The sequence below is a fragment of the Youngimonas ophiurae (nom. illeg.) genome (genome assembly GCF_049803795.1).
Taxonomy (GTDB): Bacteria; Pseudomonadota; Alphaproteobacteria; order Rhodobacterales; family Rhodobacteraceae; genus Thalassobius.
In genome coordinates, this window is record NZ_JBNAGJ010000002.1 from 66,561 (window position 1) to 82,047 (window position 15,487).

Consider the following 15,487-nt stretch of genomic DNA (forward strand, 5'->3'; position numbering starts at 1 on the left):
TTATTCGCGGCCCGCGGCCAGAGGCGCTGTGCGGGTCTTTTGTGCTGGCCCTTGAGGCAGGGACCGATTGTTGCGGGGCGCATATTGCGCGGTGTTCATTGCGGCCATCATTGCAGGGCCTCGGGGGTCATCGGGCTGCCACCCGCGATTTTCTGCAAAATCGCCGCGTCCTCGGGGAACAGCGATTCGATCCGCGCCAGCAGTTTGGGGTCACGGGCAGAGATTTGCAGGATATGCTGATACAGAGGATCGCCCAGCATCTGCCGCCAGCGCTGATCGGTGGTCAGCTGGGCGCTGTCATCCGTGTCCTTCTGAAACGAAGAGCCCCCCCCAAAGCTGGGAATATCCCCCAGGCTGTTGTCGCGTTGTTCGAGCCCCAGTTTTTGCAGGGTATCGGCGCGGTAATCGGGGTTGGCGGCCCAATCGTCATAGCAAATCGGCTGCGTATCCTGATCCTTGCGTACACAAGACAGCAGGTCTCCGTATAGATCGACACTACGCAGCAGCACCGACATCCGGCGCACGATGCTGAAGGTTTTATTCGTCTCCAGCTTCTTTGTCATCGAAGCCGCCCAATTCAGAAAGCTACGGTAAATCAAGATATTACGCGAAATCAGAGATTGGTTGAAATCTCCGGAAATCGGTTTGCCGGGCAGATTATGCAGCGGCGAGACATCTTCATAAGAGATCAGCAGCAGCGCGCCGTCCCCCAGCTCGCGTCCGATTTTGGGCAGGTTTCCCCGCGCCCGGCGGCGCGAAACCTTCTGACCGTTTGCCTGAACCGAGGCAAAAGCCTCCATCGGGTGCTGGCGGCGGCGGCAATCGTTCAAGAACAGCGCGCGGCCCTGGGGGGCGTTCCGTTGCAGCCAGCCGATGATCGCGTGATTGCCCGAACGGCGCATTCCGAACGCGCGCAGCGTCAGGCCAGGCACGAAGCCCAGCCGCTGCCATTCGGGCACCTGCGCGTTATATGCGGGGCTGGCCAGCATCAGAGAGCCTCCAGCCATTTGGTGTCTTTTTCGTAGCCCAGCGTGATCAGATCCGCGCCAAAGCGTTCGGCATAGGCCTGCGCCACACGCCGGGACATGCGATCCGGCCATTGCCGCGCCGCGCCCGAGCTGACATGCCCCGCCACCACCGCTTTGCGCTGTGCAGGGTCGGCCATGCCGCCGAACAGGCTGTTATCCCAGAAGGCACGCACGCCGGTTTCAACCTGATCGGGCGAAAGACCCAGACGGGTCAGCGCCGCGCGGAACAGGGCACAGTCCGTATCTGCGATCAGATCCTCATAGCGCCATTCGATACTGTTGGGATTCGCATAATCCCAGTCCAGCATCTGTTGCAGAGTTTCGGCGTGTTTGTGCTCCATCTCAAAGAGGATACGCTCTTCGGGGTCGGCAATGCTCAGCAGTTTTTGCTGATAGGTCAGCCCGTCAAAATCGGCGCGCGGCTCGTGCAGCCAGTCCTCTTTTGTGGCGGGGGCCGTTTCGTGATAGCGCGCGCCGGACAGCAGCACATCGCGCGGATCACGGATGATGTGCAGGAACAGAACGTCATCGCGGGCCATCAGATCGGCCGGAAAGGCCGAATCCCAATTCGTGCCCAGCACAAAGCCCTGATCCGGGATGCGTTTCAGCGCCCGTTTCCACATGGAAAACTTCGGCAGGTCCAGCGCTGCGGCCAGCGCCTTGAACACCTGCTGCATCCAGATGGTCCCCGTTTTGTGATGCGTCCCGACGCACAGGATACGCGGAGCCACGGGAACGATCCCCTGCCCTGCCTGGTCCTGTGTCTGCGCAATCGGAGTCATGCCTTGGATACCCTGGGTGAAAACGACAGGGACAGCCCCCGCAGGGGCCATCCCGATTGGTTTAGAACGTCCGCGCTTTGGGCGCGATTTTCTTTAGGCTGATACCGCCTTCTTCTTCGGTGCTCAGCGGGTCTTTGATGACCGGGCGATAGCTCAGATCCACCTTGTTGCCGTCGACGCGGCTGACGGTGTGCACCCGCCAGTTTTCGTCGTCACGCGCGGTGAAATCCTCGTGCGCGTGGGCACCGCGGGATTCCTTGCGCGCCTCGGCGCCAACGATCGTGGCCAGCGCGTTCGGCATCAGGTTGGTCAGCTCCAGCGTCTCCATCAGGTCACTGTTCCACACCAAAGAGGTGTCGGTGACATGCAGATCGTCCAGCTTGGCGGCGATGGCGGTCATTTTCTCGACGCCTTCGGCCATGGTTTTCGAGGTCCGGAACACGGCCGCATCCGCCTGCATGGTACGCTGCATTTCCAGGCGCAGTTCTGCGGTCGGGATGCCACCCTGAGCGTAGCGCAGACCGTCGAAACGATCGAACGCCTTATCCACCGACGCCTGGTTCAGCACCGGGTTGGCAGCGTCCGCGTCCACGACCTTGCCGGCGCGGATGGCGGCGGCGCGGCCAAAGACCACCAGGTCGATCAGCGAGTTCGAGCCCAGACGGTTCGCACCGTGCACCGAGGCACAGCCGGCCTCGCCCACGGCCATCAGGCCCGGCACAACGGCGGTCGGGTCTTCAGCGGTCGGGTTCAGCACTTCGCCCCAATAGTTGGTGGGGATACCGCCCATGTTGTAGTGCACGGTCGGCAGAACCGGGATCGGTTCCTTGGTCACGTCCACACCGGCGAAAATTTTGGCGCTTTCCGAGATGCCGGGCAGGCGTTCGGCCAGCGCTTCGGCGGGCAGGTGGTTCAGGTTCAGGTGGATGTGGTCACCATGTTCGCCCACACCGCGGCCTTCGCGGATTTCCATGGTCATCGAACGAGACACATAGTCACGCGGGGCCAGATCTTTGTACTGGGGCGCGTAACGCTCCATGAAACGCTCGCCTTCCGAGTTGGTCAGGTATCCGCCCTCGCCGCGCGCCCCTTCGGTGATCAGACAGCCCGAGCCATAGATGCCGGTGGGGTGGAACTGCACGAATTCCATGTCTTGCAGCGCCAGACCGGCGCGCGCGACCATACCGCCACCGTCGCCGGTGCAGGTATGCGCCGAAGTGGCCGAGAAATAGGCACGGCCATAGCCGCCCGTGGCCAGAACCACCATTTTGGCGTTGAAGACGTGCATGGTGCCGTCATCCAGCTTCCAGCAGACAACGCCCTGGCATTCACCGTCATCGGACATGATCAGGTCAATCGCGAAATATTCGACAAAGAATTCCGCGTTGTTCTTGACTGACTGACCATAGAGCGTGTGCAGGATCGCGTGGCCGGTCCGGTCGGCGGCGGCACAGGTGCGCTGCACGGCGGGGCCTTCGCCGAATTCAGTGGTGTGGCCACCGAACGGACGCTGGTAGATCTTGCCCTCTTCGGTCCGGCTGAAAGGCACACCGTAGTGTTCCAGCTCGTACACAGCCTTGGGGGCCTCGCGCGCCAGGTATTCCATCGCGTCGGTGTCGCCCAGCCAGTCCGAGCCCTTGACGGTGTCATACATGTGCCACTGCCAGTGGTCGGGGCCCATGTTGGACAGCGAGGCGGCGATGCCACCCTGCGCGGCCACGGTATGCGAACGGGTCGGGAAAACCTTGGTCACACAGGCGGTGCGCAGGCCTTGCTCGGCCATGCCCAGGGTCGCGCGCAGACCAGCGCCACCGGCGCCAACCACAACGACGTCATATTCGTGGGTTTCGTATTCGTAGGTTGCCATTTTTCTTGCTTCCTTACAGCGCGATCTTGGCCAGGGCGAACAGGCCCACGGCGATCAGGACATAGGACAGGCCGATCACGAACATGATGGCCAGCTTGCGGGCGGTCCCTTGCGCGTAGTCTTCGATCATCATCGTCGCGCCCTTGGCAAAGTGGCGCATGGCGACGAACAGGGTCAGGCCAGCGATCACGGCAGGGATAGGACGCGAGAATGTCTCAAGCACCTCGGCATGGCTGCTGCCCAGGGCGCGGCCAAAGACGAACACGAAGAGCGGCACCAGGAAGGCCAGGCCAACGGCGCTGACGGTCATGTACCAGTGATGCTCGGTTCCGGTATGCGAGGCGCCTTTGCCCTCGGCGCGTTTGCGTGCGGTCAGGTAACGCATGTGGGCCTCCTTACACGATCACGATGGTCAGAACGGTCAGGACGACCGAACCGATGATGCAGGCCCAGCCGAGCTTCTCGGCGGTGGGGATGTCCAGCCCCTTGCCCGCGTCGAAATACAGATGACGCAGACCGGCCAGATAGTGATACCACACACCCAGGGCCGAAAGCGTCAGCACGATATCGCCAAACCACGAGGTCAGAACCCCGTTCGCAATGTCGTAATACGCCTCAGACGTTGCAGCCGCCAACAGCCACCACACAACCAGAAGCGCGGAAACGATCAGGGCGTTTCCGGTAATCCGCGTCAGAATGGAGGAGATCGAGGTCAGCTGGGGGCGGTAGATTTGAAGATGCGGCGAAAGAGGGCGCTCGACCCGTTTCACATCGGCCATATCAGATCCTTTCAGGGTTCCCTTGCTTGGAGGCGTTATGGGACTTTTTTTCGCTTTTGTCACGCAGAACGGCGCGCATAGATGCATCAAAATTCACGGAAACGTCAAAAAAGCCGGGCTTTGTGATCACACTTTTCCCGAGCGTGATCACAAATATCTATATGAGTAATTTTGTCGGGATTACAGCCGATTCCGTCACGAATGCTGCATCTGCATCGCAAAGATTTCGCGCCTGGAATACGGTGCCGCGCGGTTTGGCGCCGCCCCGCATATCGGAGGCGGCGCGCAAACTGTCTTTCCAAAGAGGGCGCGATTCAGACGGGCATCAGCGCCCAGTAATCCAGATCCAGCAGGACGTCGGGCAGGTATTTGCCATCCTCGCCCTTCAGCTGGCCCGGCTCGCCCCCCGCCTTGACGGCCACCAGACGCAGGCGGATCGCGCCAACGCCCGGCGCGTCGGTTTCGGCCTTGTCCAGAACCTCGGTCCAGGCTTTGACGGTCAGCCCGCTGAAACAGGGGTTCGCGTGCGCCCCGCCATTCAGCCCCACGATCATCTGCGCGTTGGCCAGCCCGTTGAACGACAGCGCCCGCGCCATGCTGATGACGTGACCGCCATAAATCAGCCGCTGCCCATCGGGGCGGAAAGTGGCGTCGAAATGCACCTTGGCGGTGTTCTGCCACAGGCGGGTGGCCAGCATGTGCTCGGCCTCTTCGATGGTCACGCCGTCCACGTGGTCGATGATCTCGCCGATCTCATAATCGCCCCAGCGATGCGGCTCGCCGGCCTGGACGAAATCGTAATTGGTGAAATCCAGACCCTCGGGGATCACCAGATCCTCGGCCGGGATGACCTTTTTCAGATCGGGGATGACAGTTTCAGGCGCGGGCGCGTCCAGATCGCGTTTGCGCACCATCACCCAGCGGATGTATTCCAGCACCACCTCGCCCAGCTGATTCAGCCCGCGGGTGCGCACGTAAACCACCCCGGATTTCCCGTTCGAGTTCTGCTTGAGCCCGATCACCTCGGAGACCGAGCGCAGCGTGTCCCCGGCAAAAATCGGCTTCAGCCAGCGGCCCTCGGCATAGCCCAGGTTGGCCACCGCATTCAGCGACACATCCGGCACGGTTTTGCCGAACACCACATGAAAGGCCGCCAGATCGTCCAGCGGGCTTTCGGGCAGGCCGCTGTCACGGGCAAATTCATCCGAGGAATACAGCGCATGGCGCGCCGGATACAGGGCATGGTACAGCGCGCGCTCGCCCTCTCCGACGGTGCGGGGGACAGCGTGGCTGATCACGTCGCCAATTTTATAGTCTTCGAAAAAGCGACCCGGATTGGTTTTCGCCATCAGTGTTCTCCAAGCTTCGTATCTGGGGTGTAGGTGCCGTCCACCTGTTTCACGACGGCCTGACCGCAGCGCATGACGCCATTGGCAGCGTCAAAGGCATAGGTCGGCTGACCGTGTAATTCCCAGCCCTTGTTCAGGGCGGCGGTGACTTTGTGGCAAAAGGCCGAGGTATCGTCCTCGGTTAGAAAGCGGTATAGTTTCATGGTCTTATCCGTATGGAGTATAGCCAAGCCCCTTGTGGATCAGGATCATCCCGACAAAGAGCGCAACCGTGCCAAGCACAGCGCGGATTTCGTTTTTCACCGGAGCAGGCGCAGGTTTGGTCCACTCAGTCTGGCGATTGATCACGATGACCTCGGCCACGGCCCAGGCCAGAATGCCACCGAACAGAATAAAGCTGGGCGCATCCCCGTTCACCAGCAGATGCGCAACGGCCCACAGCTTGACCCCGGTCAGCTGAGGATGCCGGACATATTGCGCCAGACGGGTTTTCAGGCCCGACACCGCAAACATATAGACCGCCAGCAGCATCAGCAGGTTGTTGATCCCCACCAACGCGGGTGAACGACCGTAGAAAAACGCGCCCTCGGCCCCGCGATAGCCGATCACCATCAGCACGACCGAGCCCAGCAGCACCAGCGCCACCGGGCCTTTGGCCTTATCCCCCAGCGCGGCACGCGCAGCCGGGGCGATGCGTTTGAAAAGATGCGCGCCCGACCACAACAGCACGCCCAGAATGAGCCAGATCATCGGATACCTCTTCCTTTTGGATTGGGTGTCTAGACCGTATTGTGACCTATCCCGCCAGTTCGGCAATAGCGGCGGCCTTGGCCAGGGTCTTTTTCGCGGTTTCGACGTGCAGGTTTTCCACGATTTTCCCGTCTACGACGGCCACGCCCTGACCGGCTGCCTCGGTTTCCTCGAAGGCGGCGATCTGACGTTTGGCCAGGTCGATCTCGGCCTCGGAGGGGGCGAAGGCTTCGTTCGTGACATCCACCTGAGCGGGGTGAATCAGGGTTTTGCCGTCAAAGCCCATATCCCGGCCCTGATCGCATTCGATTTTCAGCCCGTCGTTATCCTTGAACTGGTTATAGACCCCATCCACCGCGATCACGCCATGGGCGCGGGCGGCCAGCAGCATCATTTGCAGCGACGCCAGCATCGGCAGACGGTCCGCACGGAAACGGCTGTTCAGCTCCTTGGCCAGATCGTTGGTGCCGGCAACAAAGCCGGTCAATTGCGGGTGGGCGGCGATTTCCAGCGCGTTCAGAACGCCCAGCGGGGTTTCGATCATCGCCCAGATCGGCTTGCCGTTGCCCAGCAGATCAGCCAGAGCCTGCACATCCGCGGCCGAGTTCACCTTGGGCAGCAGGAAGGCATCGCAATCGGCGTCTTTCAGAGCCTCGACATCGCCGGCACCCCATTCGGTGTCCAGCGCGTTGATGCGGATGATCTTGGCGCGGGTGCCATAGCCCCCCTCGGCCAGCGCGGTTTTCAGCGTGTCGCGGGCACCGACCTTGGCATCGGGGGACACGGCGTCCTCCAGATCGAAAATGATGGCGTCAACAGGCAGGGTCCGGGCCTTGTCCAGGGCGCGATCCTTGGAGCCGGGGATATACAGAACCGAGCGATACGGGCGGGCAGTCATGTCCATGAGTCTTGTCCTCGTAATAATCTTGCGCGGACAAGGCCAAATTCCGGCGAAAATTTCAAGCAGAATCACGCCGCAGCGCAGAATTGAGTGCAATTCAGGTCAAACCATCCCAGATCAGCTTGGATCCGGTCAGGCTTAGCAGCACATAGGTCAGCGTGAAAAAGGCCCGTTCGGGCACCATATGATGCGCTTTGACCCCCAGCCACGCCCCCAGCAGCGCAAAAGGCGCCAGCAGCAGATCGGCCCACAGAGTCTGCACCGTGAAAATTCCCAAGAACGCGTAAGGCACGAATTTCGCGACATTGATCGCCCAGAAAATCAGAACCGTGCTGGCCTGAAACGGCGTCTTGCCCAAGCCGCGCGACAGCAGGTAAACGGCAGCGGGCGGCCCGCCCGCATGGCTGACGAAACTGGTGAACCCGGCCAAAGCCCCTGCCAGAGCCCCGGCCCAAAGCGGCATTGCACGGGCCGGCGGGCGGATCAGACGCAGCCTTTGCCCCAGTTGCCAGGCAACAAAGGCCAGGGAAATCCCGCCGATCAGCAGCCGGAACACATCCGCCTCCGCGATCTGGTACAGCCACGCCCCGACGGCGACGCCAGGCAGCGCCCCCAGGATCAGCAGCCGCGCGTCGGGCCAGCTCCATTTGCGCCAATAGGGCCGCAAAGTGGCCATATCCACCAGCATCAGCAACGGCAACATGATCCCCAGCGCCTGGCCCGGCTCCAGTACCAGCGCAAGAATCGAGGCCGCGGCAAACGCCGCCCCGGACCCGAAACCGCCCTTGGAAATCCCCGCAAATGTCACTGCGGGTGCCGCAACAGCAAAAAAAGCCCAGTCCATCTGCATACCGTTGTATTCCGTAAAACCCCGTTCAATCACAGCTTTAGACGCGCTTTGCGTCACATCACAGTCATAAATTGCCCCCCGCCGCAGCGCAGCAGACTTGAAACGACGCCCCGAAAGGATTACCCCATGCGCGATTTCAATCCGGACCGGAGATACATTCCATGGCCAGACCCAAGATTGCCCTCATCGGCGCAGGCAACATCGGTGGCACCCTCGCACACCTTGCAGCTCTGAAAGAACTCGGCGACGTCGTTCTGTTCGACATCGCAGAAGGTCTTCCCGAAGGGAAAGCCCTCGACATCGCGGAATCGGGCCCCTCGGAAGGGTTTGACGCTGCCATGTCCGGCACCCAGTCCTACGAGGACATCGCAGGCGCAGACGTCTGCATCGTGACCGCTGGTGTGGCTCGTAAACCGGGCATGTCGCGCGACGACCTGCTGGGCATCAACCTGAAAGTGATGAAGTCGGTCGGCGAAGGCATCGCCAAACACGCGCCCGACGCGTTCGTGATCTGCATCACCAACCCGCTGGACGCGATGGTCTGGGCTTTGCAGAAATTCTCGGGCCTGCCCACCAACAAGGTCTGCGGCATGGCTGGCGTGCTGGATTCGGCGCGTTTCCGTCACTTCCTGGCAGAAGAGTTCAACGTCTCCATGCGTGACGTCACCGCCTTCGTTCTGGGCGGCCACGGCGACACCATGGTGCCGTCGGTGCGCTATTCCACCGTTGCCGGTATCCCCCTGCCCGACCTGATCGAAATGGGCTGGACCACCCAAGAAAAACTGGACGCCATGGTGCAGCGCACCCGTGACGGCGGTGCCGAAATCGTTGGCCTGCTGAAAACCGGCTCGGCTTTCTACGCGCCCGCCACCTCGGCGATCGAAATGGCCGAGGCCTACCTGAAAGACCAGAAGCGCGTTCTGCCCTGCGCCGCCTACTGTGACGGTGAAATCGGCGTCAAAGACATGTATGTGGGCGTTCCCACCGTGATCGGCGCCGGCGGCATCGAGAAAGTCGTGGACATCAAGCTGACCAAAGACGAGCAAGCCATGTTCGACAAATCGGTTGATGCCGTCAAAGGCCTGGTTGCAGCCTGTCAGGAAATCGACCCCTCGCTGGCTTGATCTTTGATCCCAGAGAGTATCGCACTCAGGCGCGAACCATCACACGATGGTTCGCGTTTTTCGTTCCGGGTGATGTCCTGTGCGGCCTTCGCTCGAGGCTTTTCGAGCGGGCCCGTCATGCCCGGCAAACGGACCAAAAGCCGCTGAACGAATCGAAAAAATGCAATTTGTGATCACACCCTCAAAACCTGTGATCACAAATGCCCGGAAAACGGCGAAATTCGGCTGCCGATTAAGAATTTGCTTAGGTTCATCTGCAACTTGTGGGTATAAATCCGCCCAATCGTAGCAAGACGGGACAGTTTTCATGAACATCCATGAATATCAAGCGAAAGCACTTCTTCGCGAATACGGCGCCCCGGTTTCTGAAGGACGTGCCGTCCTGAAGGCCGAAGACGCCAAAACCGCCGCAGGCGAGCTGGACGGCCCCCTGTGGGTTGTCAAAGCGCAGATCCACGCAGGTGGTCGCGGCAAGGGCTCTTTCAAAGAGGCAGAAGCCGGTGAAAAAGGCGGTGTGCGCCTGGCCAAGTCGGTGGAAGAAGCCGCCGAAGAAGCCAAAAAGATGCTGGGCAAGACCCTGGTCACCCACCAGACCGGCCCCGCCGGCAAACAGGTGAACCGCATCTACATCGAAGCGGGCTCGGACATTGACCGCGAACTGTACCTGGCCTTCCTGGTGGATCGTCAGTCCTCGCGCGTGTCGATCGTTGCCTCGACCGAGGGCGGCATGGACATCGAAGAGGTTGCCGCCTCGACCCCCGAAAAGATCCTGTCCTTCGACATCGATCCGGCCACCGGCTACATGCCCTACCACGGCCGCCGCGTTGCCTTCTCGCTGGGTCTGACCGGCGGTCAGGTGAAACAGTGCGTTGCCCTGCTGGCAAACCTGTACCGTGCCTTCATCGAGAAGGACATGGAGATGCTGGAGATCAACCCGCTGATCGTCATGCCCGATGGCAACCTGAAGCTGCTGGACGCCAAGCTGGGCTTTGACGGCAACGCGGTTTACCGTCACCCCGATGTCGCCAACCTGCGCGATGAAACCGAAGAAGACCCCAAAGAGCTGGCAGCGTCGAAATACGACCTGAACTACATCGCTCTGGACGGTGAAATCGGCTGCATGGTGAACGGTGCGGGCCTGGCGATGGCCACCATGGACATCATCAAACTGTACGGCGCTGAACCGGCCAACTTCCTGGACGTTGGCGGCGGCGCCACCAAGGAAAAAGTGACCGAAGCGTTCAAGATCATCACCTCGGACCCGAACGTCAAAGGCATCCTGGTGAACATCTTCGGCGGCATCATGCGTTGTGACGTGATCGCCGAGGGCGTTGTCGCCGCGGTGAAAGAGGTCGGTCTGCAAGTTCCGCTGGTTGTGCGCCTGGAAGGCACCAACGTCGAAGCGGGCAAAGAGATCATCAACACCTCGGGCCTGAACGTCATCGCCGCCGACAACCTGTCGGACGGTGCCGAGAAGATCGTGAAAGCGGTGAAAGGCTAACGGATGCGCCTGGTTCCGGGCCTGCCCCTGATCCTGACCATGCTGGTCGCGGGATGTGTGGAGCCGGATCTGGGACCGGACGCCGCCGAACTGGCGAATATAAGAAAGAGCAACATCGTGCCGAAATCCAGCGCCTCAGCCTTTGTCAAAACCTTTGACAAATTCTGCGTCACCGGGCCCGCAGCCCCGGCGGCGAAAGAGGCGTTGCTGCGCGATGCAGGCTATGTGCCGCTGCGGGCGCCCATCAACGGGGCGCGGGCCTTCGTGTCGGATGATCGCCGCCCGGCGGTCGCCTTCTCGGATCGCTCGTGCATGGTTTATGCCCGGTCCCGCACCGGCCAGACCAACCGGGTGAACCGCTATATGCGCGCCACCTTCCCGCAGGCCGTGGCCCTGGACCCCGCCACCGCTGGCCGCTCGTTCGAGCAGGTCTGGCAGGTGTCGGACAGTCCGGCGGCCCTGGTGGGCAGCTCTCGTCACAATGACGGGGGCAACCGCACGCGCTTCGCTCTGAGTTATTTTCGCCCCGGCAGCCGACCGTAAACGTAAAACCATTCGCCGCCTCCGCGCGGCAACAGCAAGGAGACTCGTCAACATGGCAGTCCTCATCGACGAAAACACCAAAGTCATCTGTCAGGGCTTCACCGGCTCGCAGGGTACTTTCCACTCGGAACAGGCCATCGCATACGGCACCAAAATGGTGGGCGGCGTGACCCCCGGCAAGGGCGGCACCGATCACCTGGGTCTGCCCGTGTTCAACTCGGTCCACGAAGCCAAGCACGTGACCGAAGCCAACGCCACCGTGATCTACGTTCCCCCGCCCTTCGCGGCTGACTCGATCCTCGAAGCGATCGACGCGGAAATGGAGCTGATCGTCTGCATCACCGAAGGCATCCCGGTTCTGGACATGATGAAAGTCAAGCGCGCGCTGATGGACAGCTCGTCCCGTCTGATCGGCCCGAACTGCCCCGGCGTGATCACCCCTGACGCCTGCAAAATCGGCATCATGCCCGGCCACATCCATCAGCGTGGCTCGGTTGGCGTTGTGTCGCGCTCGGGTACTCTGACCTATGAGGCGGTGAAGCAGACCTCGGACATCGGCCTGGGCCAGTCCACCGCCGTCGGCATCGGTGGCGACCCGATCAAAGGCACCGAGCATATCGACGTGCTGGACATGTTCCTGGACGACGACGAAACCACCTCGATCATCATGATCGGTGAAATCGGTGGCTCGGCCGAAGAAGAGGCCGCCGAATTCCTGGCCGAACAGCGCAAGAAAGGCCGCTGGAAACCCACCGCTGGCTTTATCGCTGGCCGCACCGCGCCTCCGGGCCGCCGCATGGGTCACGCCGGTGCCATCGTGGCCGGCGGCAAGGGCGACGCGGAATCCAAGATCGAGGCCATGAAATCGGCCGGTATCGTGGTTGCCGACAGCCCCGCCACCCTGGGCGAGGCCGTTCAGGAAGCGATTGCCAAGGGCTAATCGCCCGACGTTACACGGCAGCTCTGGCTGTCACCGGGCATGGCGTTCTCACAGCGCCATGCCCCCATCCAAATAAACTGTGCCAGCCCTCAGAAGGTGCAAATATGACCGATCAATCCCCCAACGATCTTTTCCATGCGTCCAGCTTCATGCAGGGCCATAACGCGGAATATCTGGAGCAACTGCACGCCCGCTGGGCCAATGACCCGAACGCGGTCGATGCCGCCTGGGCCGAGTTCTTCAGTCAGTTGGGTGATAGCGAGCTGGAGGCCAAGGCCGAGGCCGCCGGCCCGTCCTGGGCGCGCGCCGACTGGCCGCCGGCCCCCAATGACGACCTGACCGCCGCGCTGGACGGTCAATGGCCCGCCGCCCCGGCCGAAGCCAAGGGCGCCGGCAAGAAAATCGCCGCCAAGGCCGCCGAAAAAGGCATCGAGGTCAGCGACGAACAGATCAAACGCGCGGTTCTGGATTCGGTCCGGGCGCTGATGATCATCCGCGCCTATCGGATCCGGGGGCACCTGGTGGCAGACATTGATCCGCTGAACATGCGCGATAAGACTCCGCACCCCGAGCTGGACCCCAAATCCTACGGCTTTACCGAGGCCGACATGGATCGTCCGATCTTTATCGACAATGTGCTGGGGCTTCAGGTTGCCTCGATGCGGCAGATCATCGACATCGTGAAACGCACCTATGCGGGCACTTTTGCGCTGCAATACATGCATATTTCGGATCCCGAACAGGCTGGCTGGCTGAAGGAACGGATCGAAGGTTTCGATAAGGAAATCAAGTTCACCCGCGAGGGCCGCAAGGCCATCCTGAACAAGCTGGTCGAGGCCGAAGGCTTTGAAAAGTTCCTGCATGTCAAGTACATGGGCACCAAGCGTTTCGGCCTGGACGGCGGCGAAAGCCTGATCCCCGCGATGGAGCAGATCATCAAACGCGGCGGCAATCTGGGCGCTCAGGACATTGTGATCGGGATGCCGCACCGCGGCCGCCTGTCCGTGCTGGCCAACGTCATGAGCAAACCCTACCGCGCGATTTTCAACGAATTCCAGGGCGGCTCGTTCAAACCCGAGGAAGTGGATGGTTCGGGCGATGTGAAATATCACCTGGGGGCCTCCTCGGATCGTGAATTCGATGGCAACAAGGTGCACCTGTCGCTGACCGCCAACCCCTCGCACCTGGAGGCGGTGAACCCGGTCGTTCTGGGAAAATGCCGCGCCAAGACCGATCAGTTGAACGACCCAGAGCATCACTCGGTCATTCCGGTGCTGCTGCACGGGGATGCGGCCTTTGCCGGTCAGGGTGTTGTGGCCGAATGTTTCGCCCTGTCGGGCCTGCGCGGGCATAAAACCGGCGGCACGATCCATATCGTTGTGAACAACCAGATCGGCTTTACCACGGCGCCGCATTTCTCGCGCAGCTCGCCCTATCCGACGGATAACGCCCTGGTGGTCGAAGCGCCGATTTTCCACGTCAACGGCGATGACCCCGAGGCTGTGGTCCACGCCGCCAAGGTTGCCACCGAATTCCGGATGAAATTCCACAAGGACGTGGTCATCGACATCTTCTGTTATCGCCGCTTCGGCCATAACGAAGGCGACGAGCCCATGTTCACCAACCCGATCATGTACAAGAACATCAAGAAGCACAAAACCACGCTTCAGCTGTACACAGAACGTCTGGTCAAGGACGGCCTGATCCCCGAGGGCGAGATCGAGGACATGAAAGCCGCCTTCCAGTCTCATCTGAACGAAGAGTTCGAGGCCGGCAAGGAATACAAACCCAACAAGGCCGACTGGCTGGATGGACGCTGGTCCCATCTGGACCGCGAGGACGAGGACGATTATCAGCGCGGCCAGACGGCCATTTCCGAGGACACGCTCAAAGAGGTCGGCACCGCGCTGTCCCGTGTCCCCGATGGCTTTCCGCTGCACAAAACGGTCTCGCGCCTGCTGGATGCCAAATCCAAGATGGTCGAAACCGGCAAGGGCTATGACTGGGCCACAGCCGAGGCGCTGGCCTTTGGCTCGCTGCTGACCGAGGGCTACCCGGTGCGCCTGGCCGGCCAGGACTGTACACGCGGCACGTTCAGCCAGCGCCATTCGGGCCTGATCAACCAGGAAACCGAGGAACGCTACTATCCGCTGAACAACATCCGCGAAGGCCAGTCGCGCTATGAGGTGATCGACAGCGCCCTGTCCGAATACGCGGTTCTGGGATTTGAATACGGCTATTCGCTGGCCGAACCCAACGCGCTGACCATGTGGGAGGCCCAGTTCGGCGATTTCGCCAACGGCGCGCAGATCATGTTCGACCAGTTCATCAGCTCGGGCGAAAGCAAATGGCTGCGGATGTCGGGCCTGACCGTCCTGCTGCCCCACGGCTACGAAGGCCAGGGGCCGGAACACAGCTCGGCCCGTCTGGAACGCTTCCTGACGATGTGCGGCGGGGATAACTGGATCGTGGCGAACTGTACGACGCCCGCGAACTATTTCCACATCCTGCGCCGTCAGCTGCACCGGACCTTCCGCAAGCCGCTGATCCTGATGACGCCGAAATCGCTGCTGCGTCACAAGATGGCCATTTCGGACGCCGAGGATTTCCTGACCGGATCGTCCTTCCACCGCGTGCTGTGGGATGATGCCGAGAAGGGCCATTCGGACACCACGCTGGCCGCCGATGACAAGATCAAGCGCGTCGTGATGTGTTCGGGTAAAGTCTATTATGACCTGCTGGAAGAGCGTGACGCCCGTGGCATCGACGACATCTATCTGATGCGGATCGAACAGTATTATCCGTTCCCGGCCATGACCCTGACCAAGGAACTGGCGCGTTTCAGCAACGCCGAAATGTACTGGTGCCAGGAAGAGCCCAAGAACCAGGGTGCCTGGTCCTTCATCGAACCCAATATCGAATGGGTCCTGACCCGCATCGACGCTAAGCATACTCGCCCGGTCTATGTCGGTCGTGCCGCTTCGGCCTCGCCTGCGACGGGTCTGGCTTCCATGCACAAAGCACAACAACAGGCGCTCGTGGACGAAGCGCTGACCATCGAAGGAAAGTAATC

The 15,487-nt window shown here is 61.2% G+C and carries 15 protein-coding genes; 5 read left to right on the forward strand and 10 right to left on the reverse strand.

Translation table 11 applies throughout. The annotated features are described in order from the left end of the window. Positions 1-107: 107 nt before the first annotated feature. From ACP15O_RS04755 to ACP15O_RS04800, 10 genes are all read right to left on the reverse strand, one after another. Positions 108-1,007, reverse strand: a complete 900-nt coding sequence (locus tag ACP15O_RS04755) for a hypothetical protein (protein WP_425094896.1) — start codon at positions 1,005-1,007, stop codon at positions 108-110. Beyond that, positions 989-1,810 carry a hypothetical protein gene (locus ACP15O_RS04760; RefSeq protein ID WP_425094897.1) on the reverse strand — a complete coding sequence of 274 codons (822 nt, stop codon included), beginning with the start codon at positions 1,808-1,810 and terminating at the stop codon, positions 989-991. The genes ACP15O_RS04755 and ACP15O_RS04760 overlap by 19 nt, the downstream gene beginning before the upstream one ends. 61 nt (positions 1,811-1,871) lie before the next feature. Continuing rightward, positions 1,872-3,677: a succinate dehydrogenase flavoprotein subunit gene (gene sdhA, locus ACP15O_RS04765; RefSeq protein WP_425094898.1), complete on the reverse strand. Its 1,806-nt coding sequence runs from the start codon at positions 3,675-3,677 to the stop codon at positions 1,872-1,874. Positions 3,678-3,690: 13 nt separating this feature from the next. After that, positions 3,691-4,062: a succinate dehydrogenase, hydrophobic membrane anchor protein gene (locus ACP15O_RS04770; protein WP_425094899.1), complete on the reverse strand. Its 372-nt coding sequence runs from the start codon at positions 4,060-4,062 to the stop codon at positions 3,691-3,693. Between the two features lie 10 nt (positions 4,063-4,072). Beyond that, entirely contained in the window at positions 4,073-4,456 is a 384-nt protein-coding gene (gene sdhC, locus ACP15O_RS04775) for a succinate dehydrogenase, cytochrome b556 subunit (protein ID WP_425094900.1), read from the reverse strand. A 314-nt stretch (positions 4,457-4,770) separates the two neighbouring features. After that, entirely contained in the window at positions 4,771-5,805 is a 1,035-nt protein-coding gene (locus ACP15O_RS04780) for a MaoC family dehydratase (RefSeq protein ID WP_425094901.1), read from the reverse strand. Further along, positions 5,805-6,008 carry a DUF1737 domain-containing protein gene (locus tag ACP15O_RS04785; RefSeq protein WP_425094902.1) on the reverse strand — a complete coding sequence of 68 codons (204 nt, stop codon included), beginning with the start codon at positions 6,006-6,008 and terminating at the stop codon, positions 5,805-5,807. Before ACP15O_RS04785 ends, ACP15O_RS04780 begins: the two co-directional genes overlap by 1 nt. 4 nt (positions 6,009-6,012) lie before the next feature. Beyond that, positions 6,013-6,555: an NnrU family protein gene (locus ACP15O_RS04790; RefSeq protein WP_425094903.1), complete on the reverse strand. Its 543-nt coding sequence runs from the start codon at positions 6,553-6,555 to the stop codon at positions 6,013-6,015. Between the two features lie 46 nt (positions 6,556-6,601). Further along, a complete protein-coding gene (locus ACP15O_RS04795) occupies positions 6,602-7,459 on the reverse strand; it encodes an HpcH/HpaI aldolase/citrate lyase family protein (RefSeq protein ID WP_425094904.1) in 858 nt (285 codons plus the stop codon). Positions 7,460-7,553: 94 nt separating this feature from the next. Further along, positions 7,554-8,306 (reverse strand): sulfite exporter TauE/SafE family protein, encoded by a 753-nt coding sequence (locus tag ACP15O_RS04800; RefSeq protein WP_425094905.1) that lies wholly within the window; start codon positions 8,304-8,306, stop codon positions 7,554-7,556. 161 nt (positions 8,307-8,467) lie between these two features. Between ACP15O_RS04800 and mdh the strand changes: the two genes are divergently transcribed. The 5 genes from mdh to ACP15O_RS04825 all read left to right on the forward strand — a co-directional run bounded on the left by mdh (position 8,468) and on the right by ACP15O_RS04825 (position 15,485). Next, positions 8,468-9,430, forward strand: a complete 963-nt coding sequence (mdh, locus tag ACP15O_RS04805) for a malate dehydrogenase (RefSeq protein WP_425094906.1) — start codon at positions 8,468-8,470, stop codon at positions 9,428-9,430. Positions 9,431-9,737: 307 nt separating this feature from the next. After that, positions 9,738-10,931 carry an ADP-forming succinate--CoA ligase subunit beta gene (sucC, locus tag ACP15O_RS04810; protein ID WP_425094907.1) on the forward strand — a complete coding sequence of 398 codons (1,194 nt, stop codon included), beginning with the start codon at positions 9,738-9,740 and terminating at the stop codon, positions 10,929-10,931. A gap of 3 nt (positions 10,932-10,934) precedes the next feature. Next, positions 10,935-11,474 carry a hypothetical protein gene (locus tag ACP15O_RS04815; protein WP_425094908.1) on the forward strand — a complete coding sequence of 180 codons (540 nt, stop codon included), beginning with the start codon at positions 10,935-10,937 and terminating at the stop codon, positions 11,472-11,474. A gap of 52 nt (positions 11,475-11,526) precedes the next feature. Beyond that, a complete protein-coding gene (gene sucD / locus ACP15O_RS04820) occupies positions 11,527-12,414 on the forward strand; it encodes a succinate--CoA ligase subunit alpha (protein WP_425094909.1) in 888 nt (295 codons plus the stop codon). A 104-nt stretch (positions 12,415-12,518) separates the two neighbouring features. After that, positions 12,519-15,485 carry a 2-oxoglutarate dehydrogenase E1 component gene (locus ACP15O_RS04825; RefSeq protein WP_425094910.1) on the forward strand — a complete coding sequence of 989 codons (2,967 nt, stop codon included), beginning with the start codon at positions 12,519-12,521 and terminating at the stop codon, positions 15,483-15,485. Positions 15,486-15,487 lie beyond the last annotated feature (2 nt).

What these genes read in the sequence shown, in the direction of transcription:
- ACP15O_RS04770 (WP_425094899.1), bottom strand. Translation starts at nt 4,062, where the DNA reads ATGCGTTACCTGACCGCACGCAAACGCGCCGAGGGCAAAGGCGCCTCG.
- sucC (WP_425094907.1), top strand. Translation starts at nt 9,738, where the DNA reads ATGAACATCCATGAATATCAAGCGAAAGCACTTCTTCGCGAATACGGC.
- ACP15O_RS04790 (WP_425094903.1), bottom strand. Translation starts at nt 6,555, where the DNA reads ATGATCTGGCTCATTCTGGGCGTGCTGTTGTGGTCGGGCGCGCATCTT.
- ACP15O_RS04815 (WP_425094908.1), top strand. Translation starts at nt 10,935, where the DNA reads ATGCGCCTGGTTCCGGGCCTGCCCCTGATCCTGACCATGCTGGTCGCG.
- ACP15O_RS04785 (WP_425094902.1), bottom strand. Translation starts at nt 6,008, where the DNA reads ATGAAACTATACCGCTTTCTAACCGAGGACGATACCTCGGCCTTTTGC.
- ACP15O_RS04780 (WP_425094901.1), bottom strand. Translation starts at nt 5,805, where the DNA reads ATGGCGAAAACCAATCCGGGTCGCTTTTTCGAAGACTATAAAATTGGC.
- sdhA (WP_425094898.1), bottom strand. Translation starts at nt 3,677, where the DNA reads ATGGCAACCTACGAATACGAAACCCACGAATATGACGTCGTTGTGGTT.
- ACP15O_RS04800 (WP_425094905.1), bottom strand. Translation starts at nt 8,306, where the DNA reads ATGCAGATGGACTGGGCTTTTTTTGCTGTTGCGGCACCCGCAGTGACA.
- mdh (WP_425094906.1), top strand. Translation starts at nt 8,468, where the DNA reads ATGGCCAGACCCAAGATTGCCCTCATCGGCGCAGGCAACATCGGTGGC.
- ACP15O_RS04755 (WP_425094896.1), bottom strand. Translation starts at nt 1,007, where the DNA reads ATGGCTGGAGGCTCTCTGATGCTGGCCAGCCCCGCATATAACGCGCAG.
- sdhC (WP_425094900.1), bottom strand. Translation starts at nt 4,456, where the DNA reads ATGGCCGATGTGAAACGGGTCGAGCGCCCTCTTTCGCCGCATCTTCAA.
- sucD (WP_425094909.1), top strand. Translation starts at nt 11,527, where the DNA reads ATGGCAGTCCTCATCGACGAAAACACCAAAGTCATCTGTCAGGGCTTC.
- ACP15O_RS04760 (WP_425094897.1), bottom strand. Translation starts at nt 1,810, where the DNA reads ATGACTCCGATTGCGCAGACACAGGACCAGGCAGGGCAGGGGATCGTT.
- ACP15O_RS04825 (WP_425094910.1), top strand. Translation starts at nt 12,519, where the DNA reads ATGACCGATCAATCCCCCAACGATCTTTTCCATGCGTCCAGCTTCATG.
- ACP15O_RS04795 (WP_425094904.1), bottom strand. Translation starts at nt 7,459, where the DNA reads ATGGACATGACTGCCCGCCCGTATCGCTCGGTTCTGTATATCCCCGGC.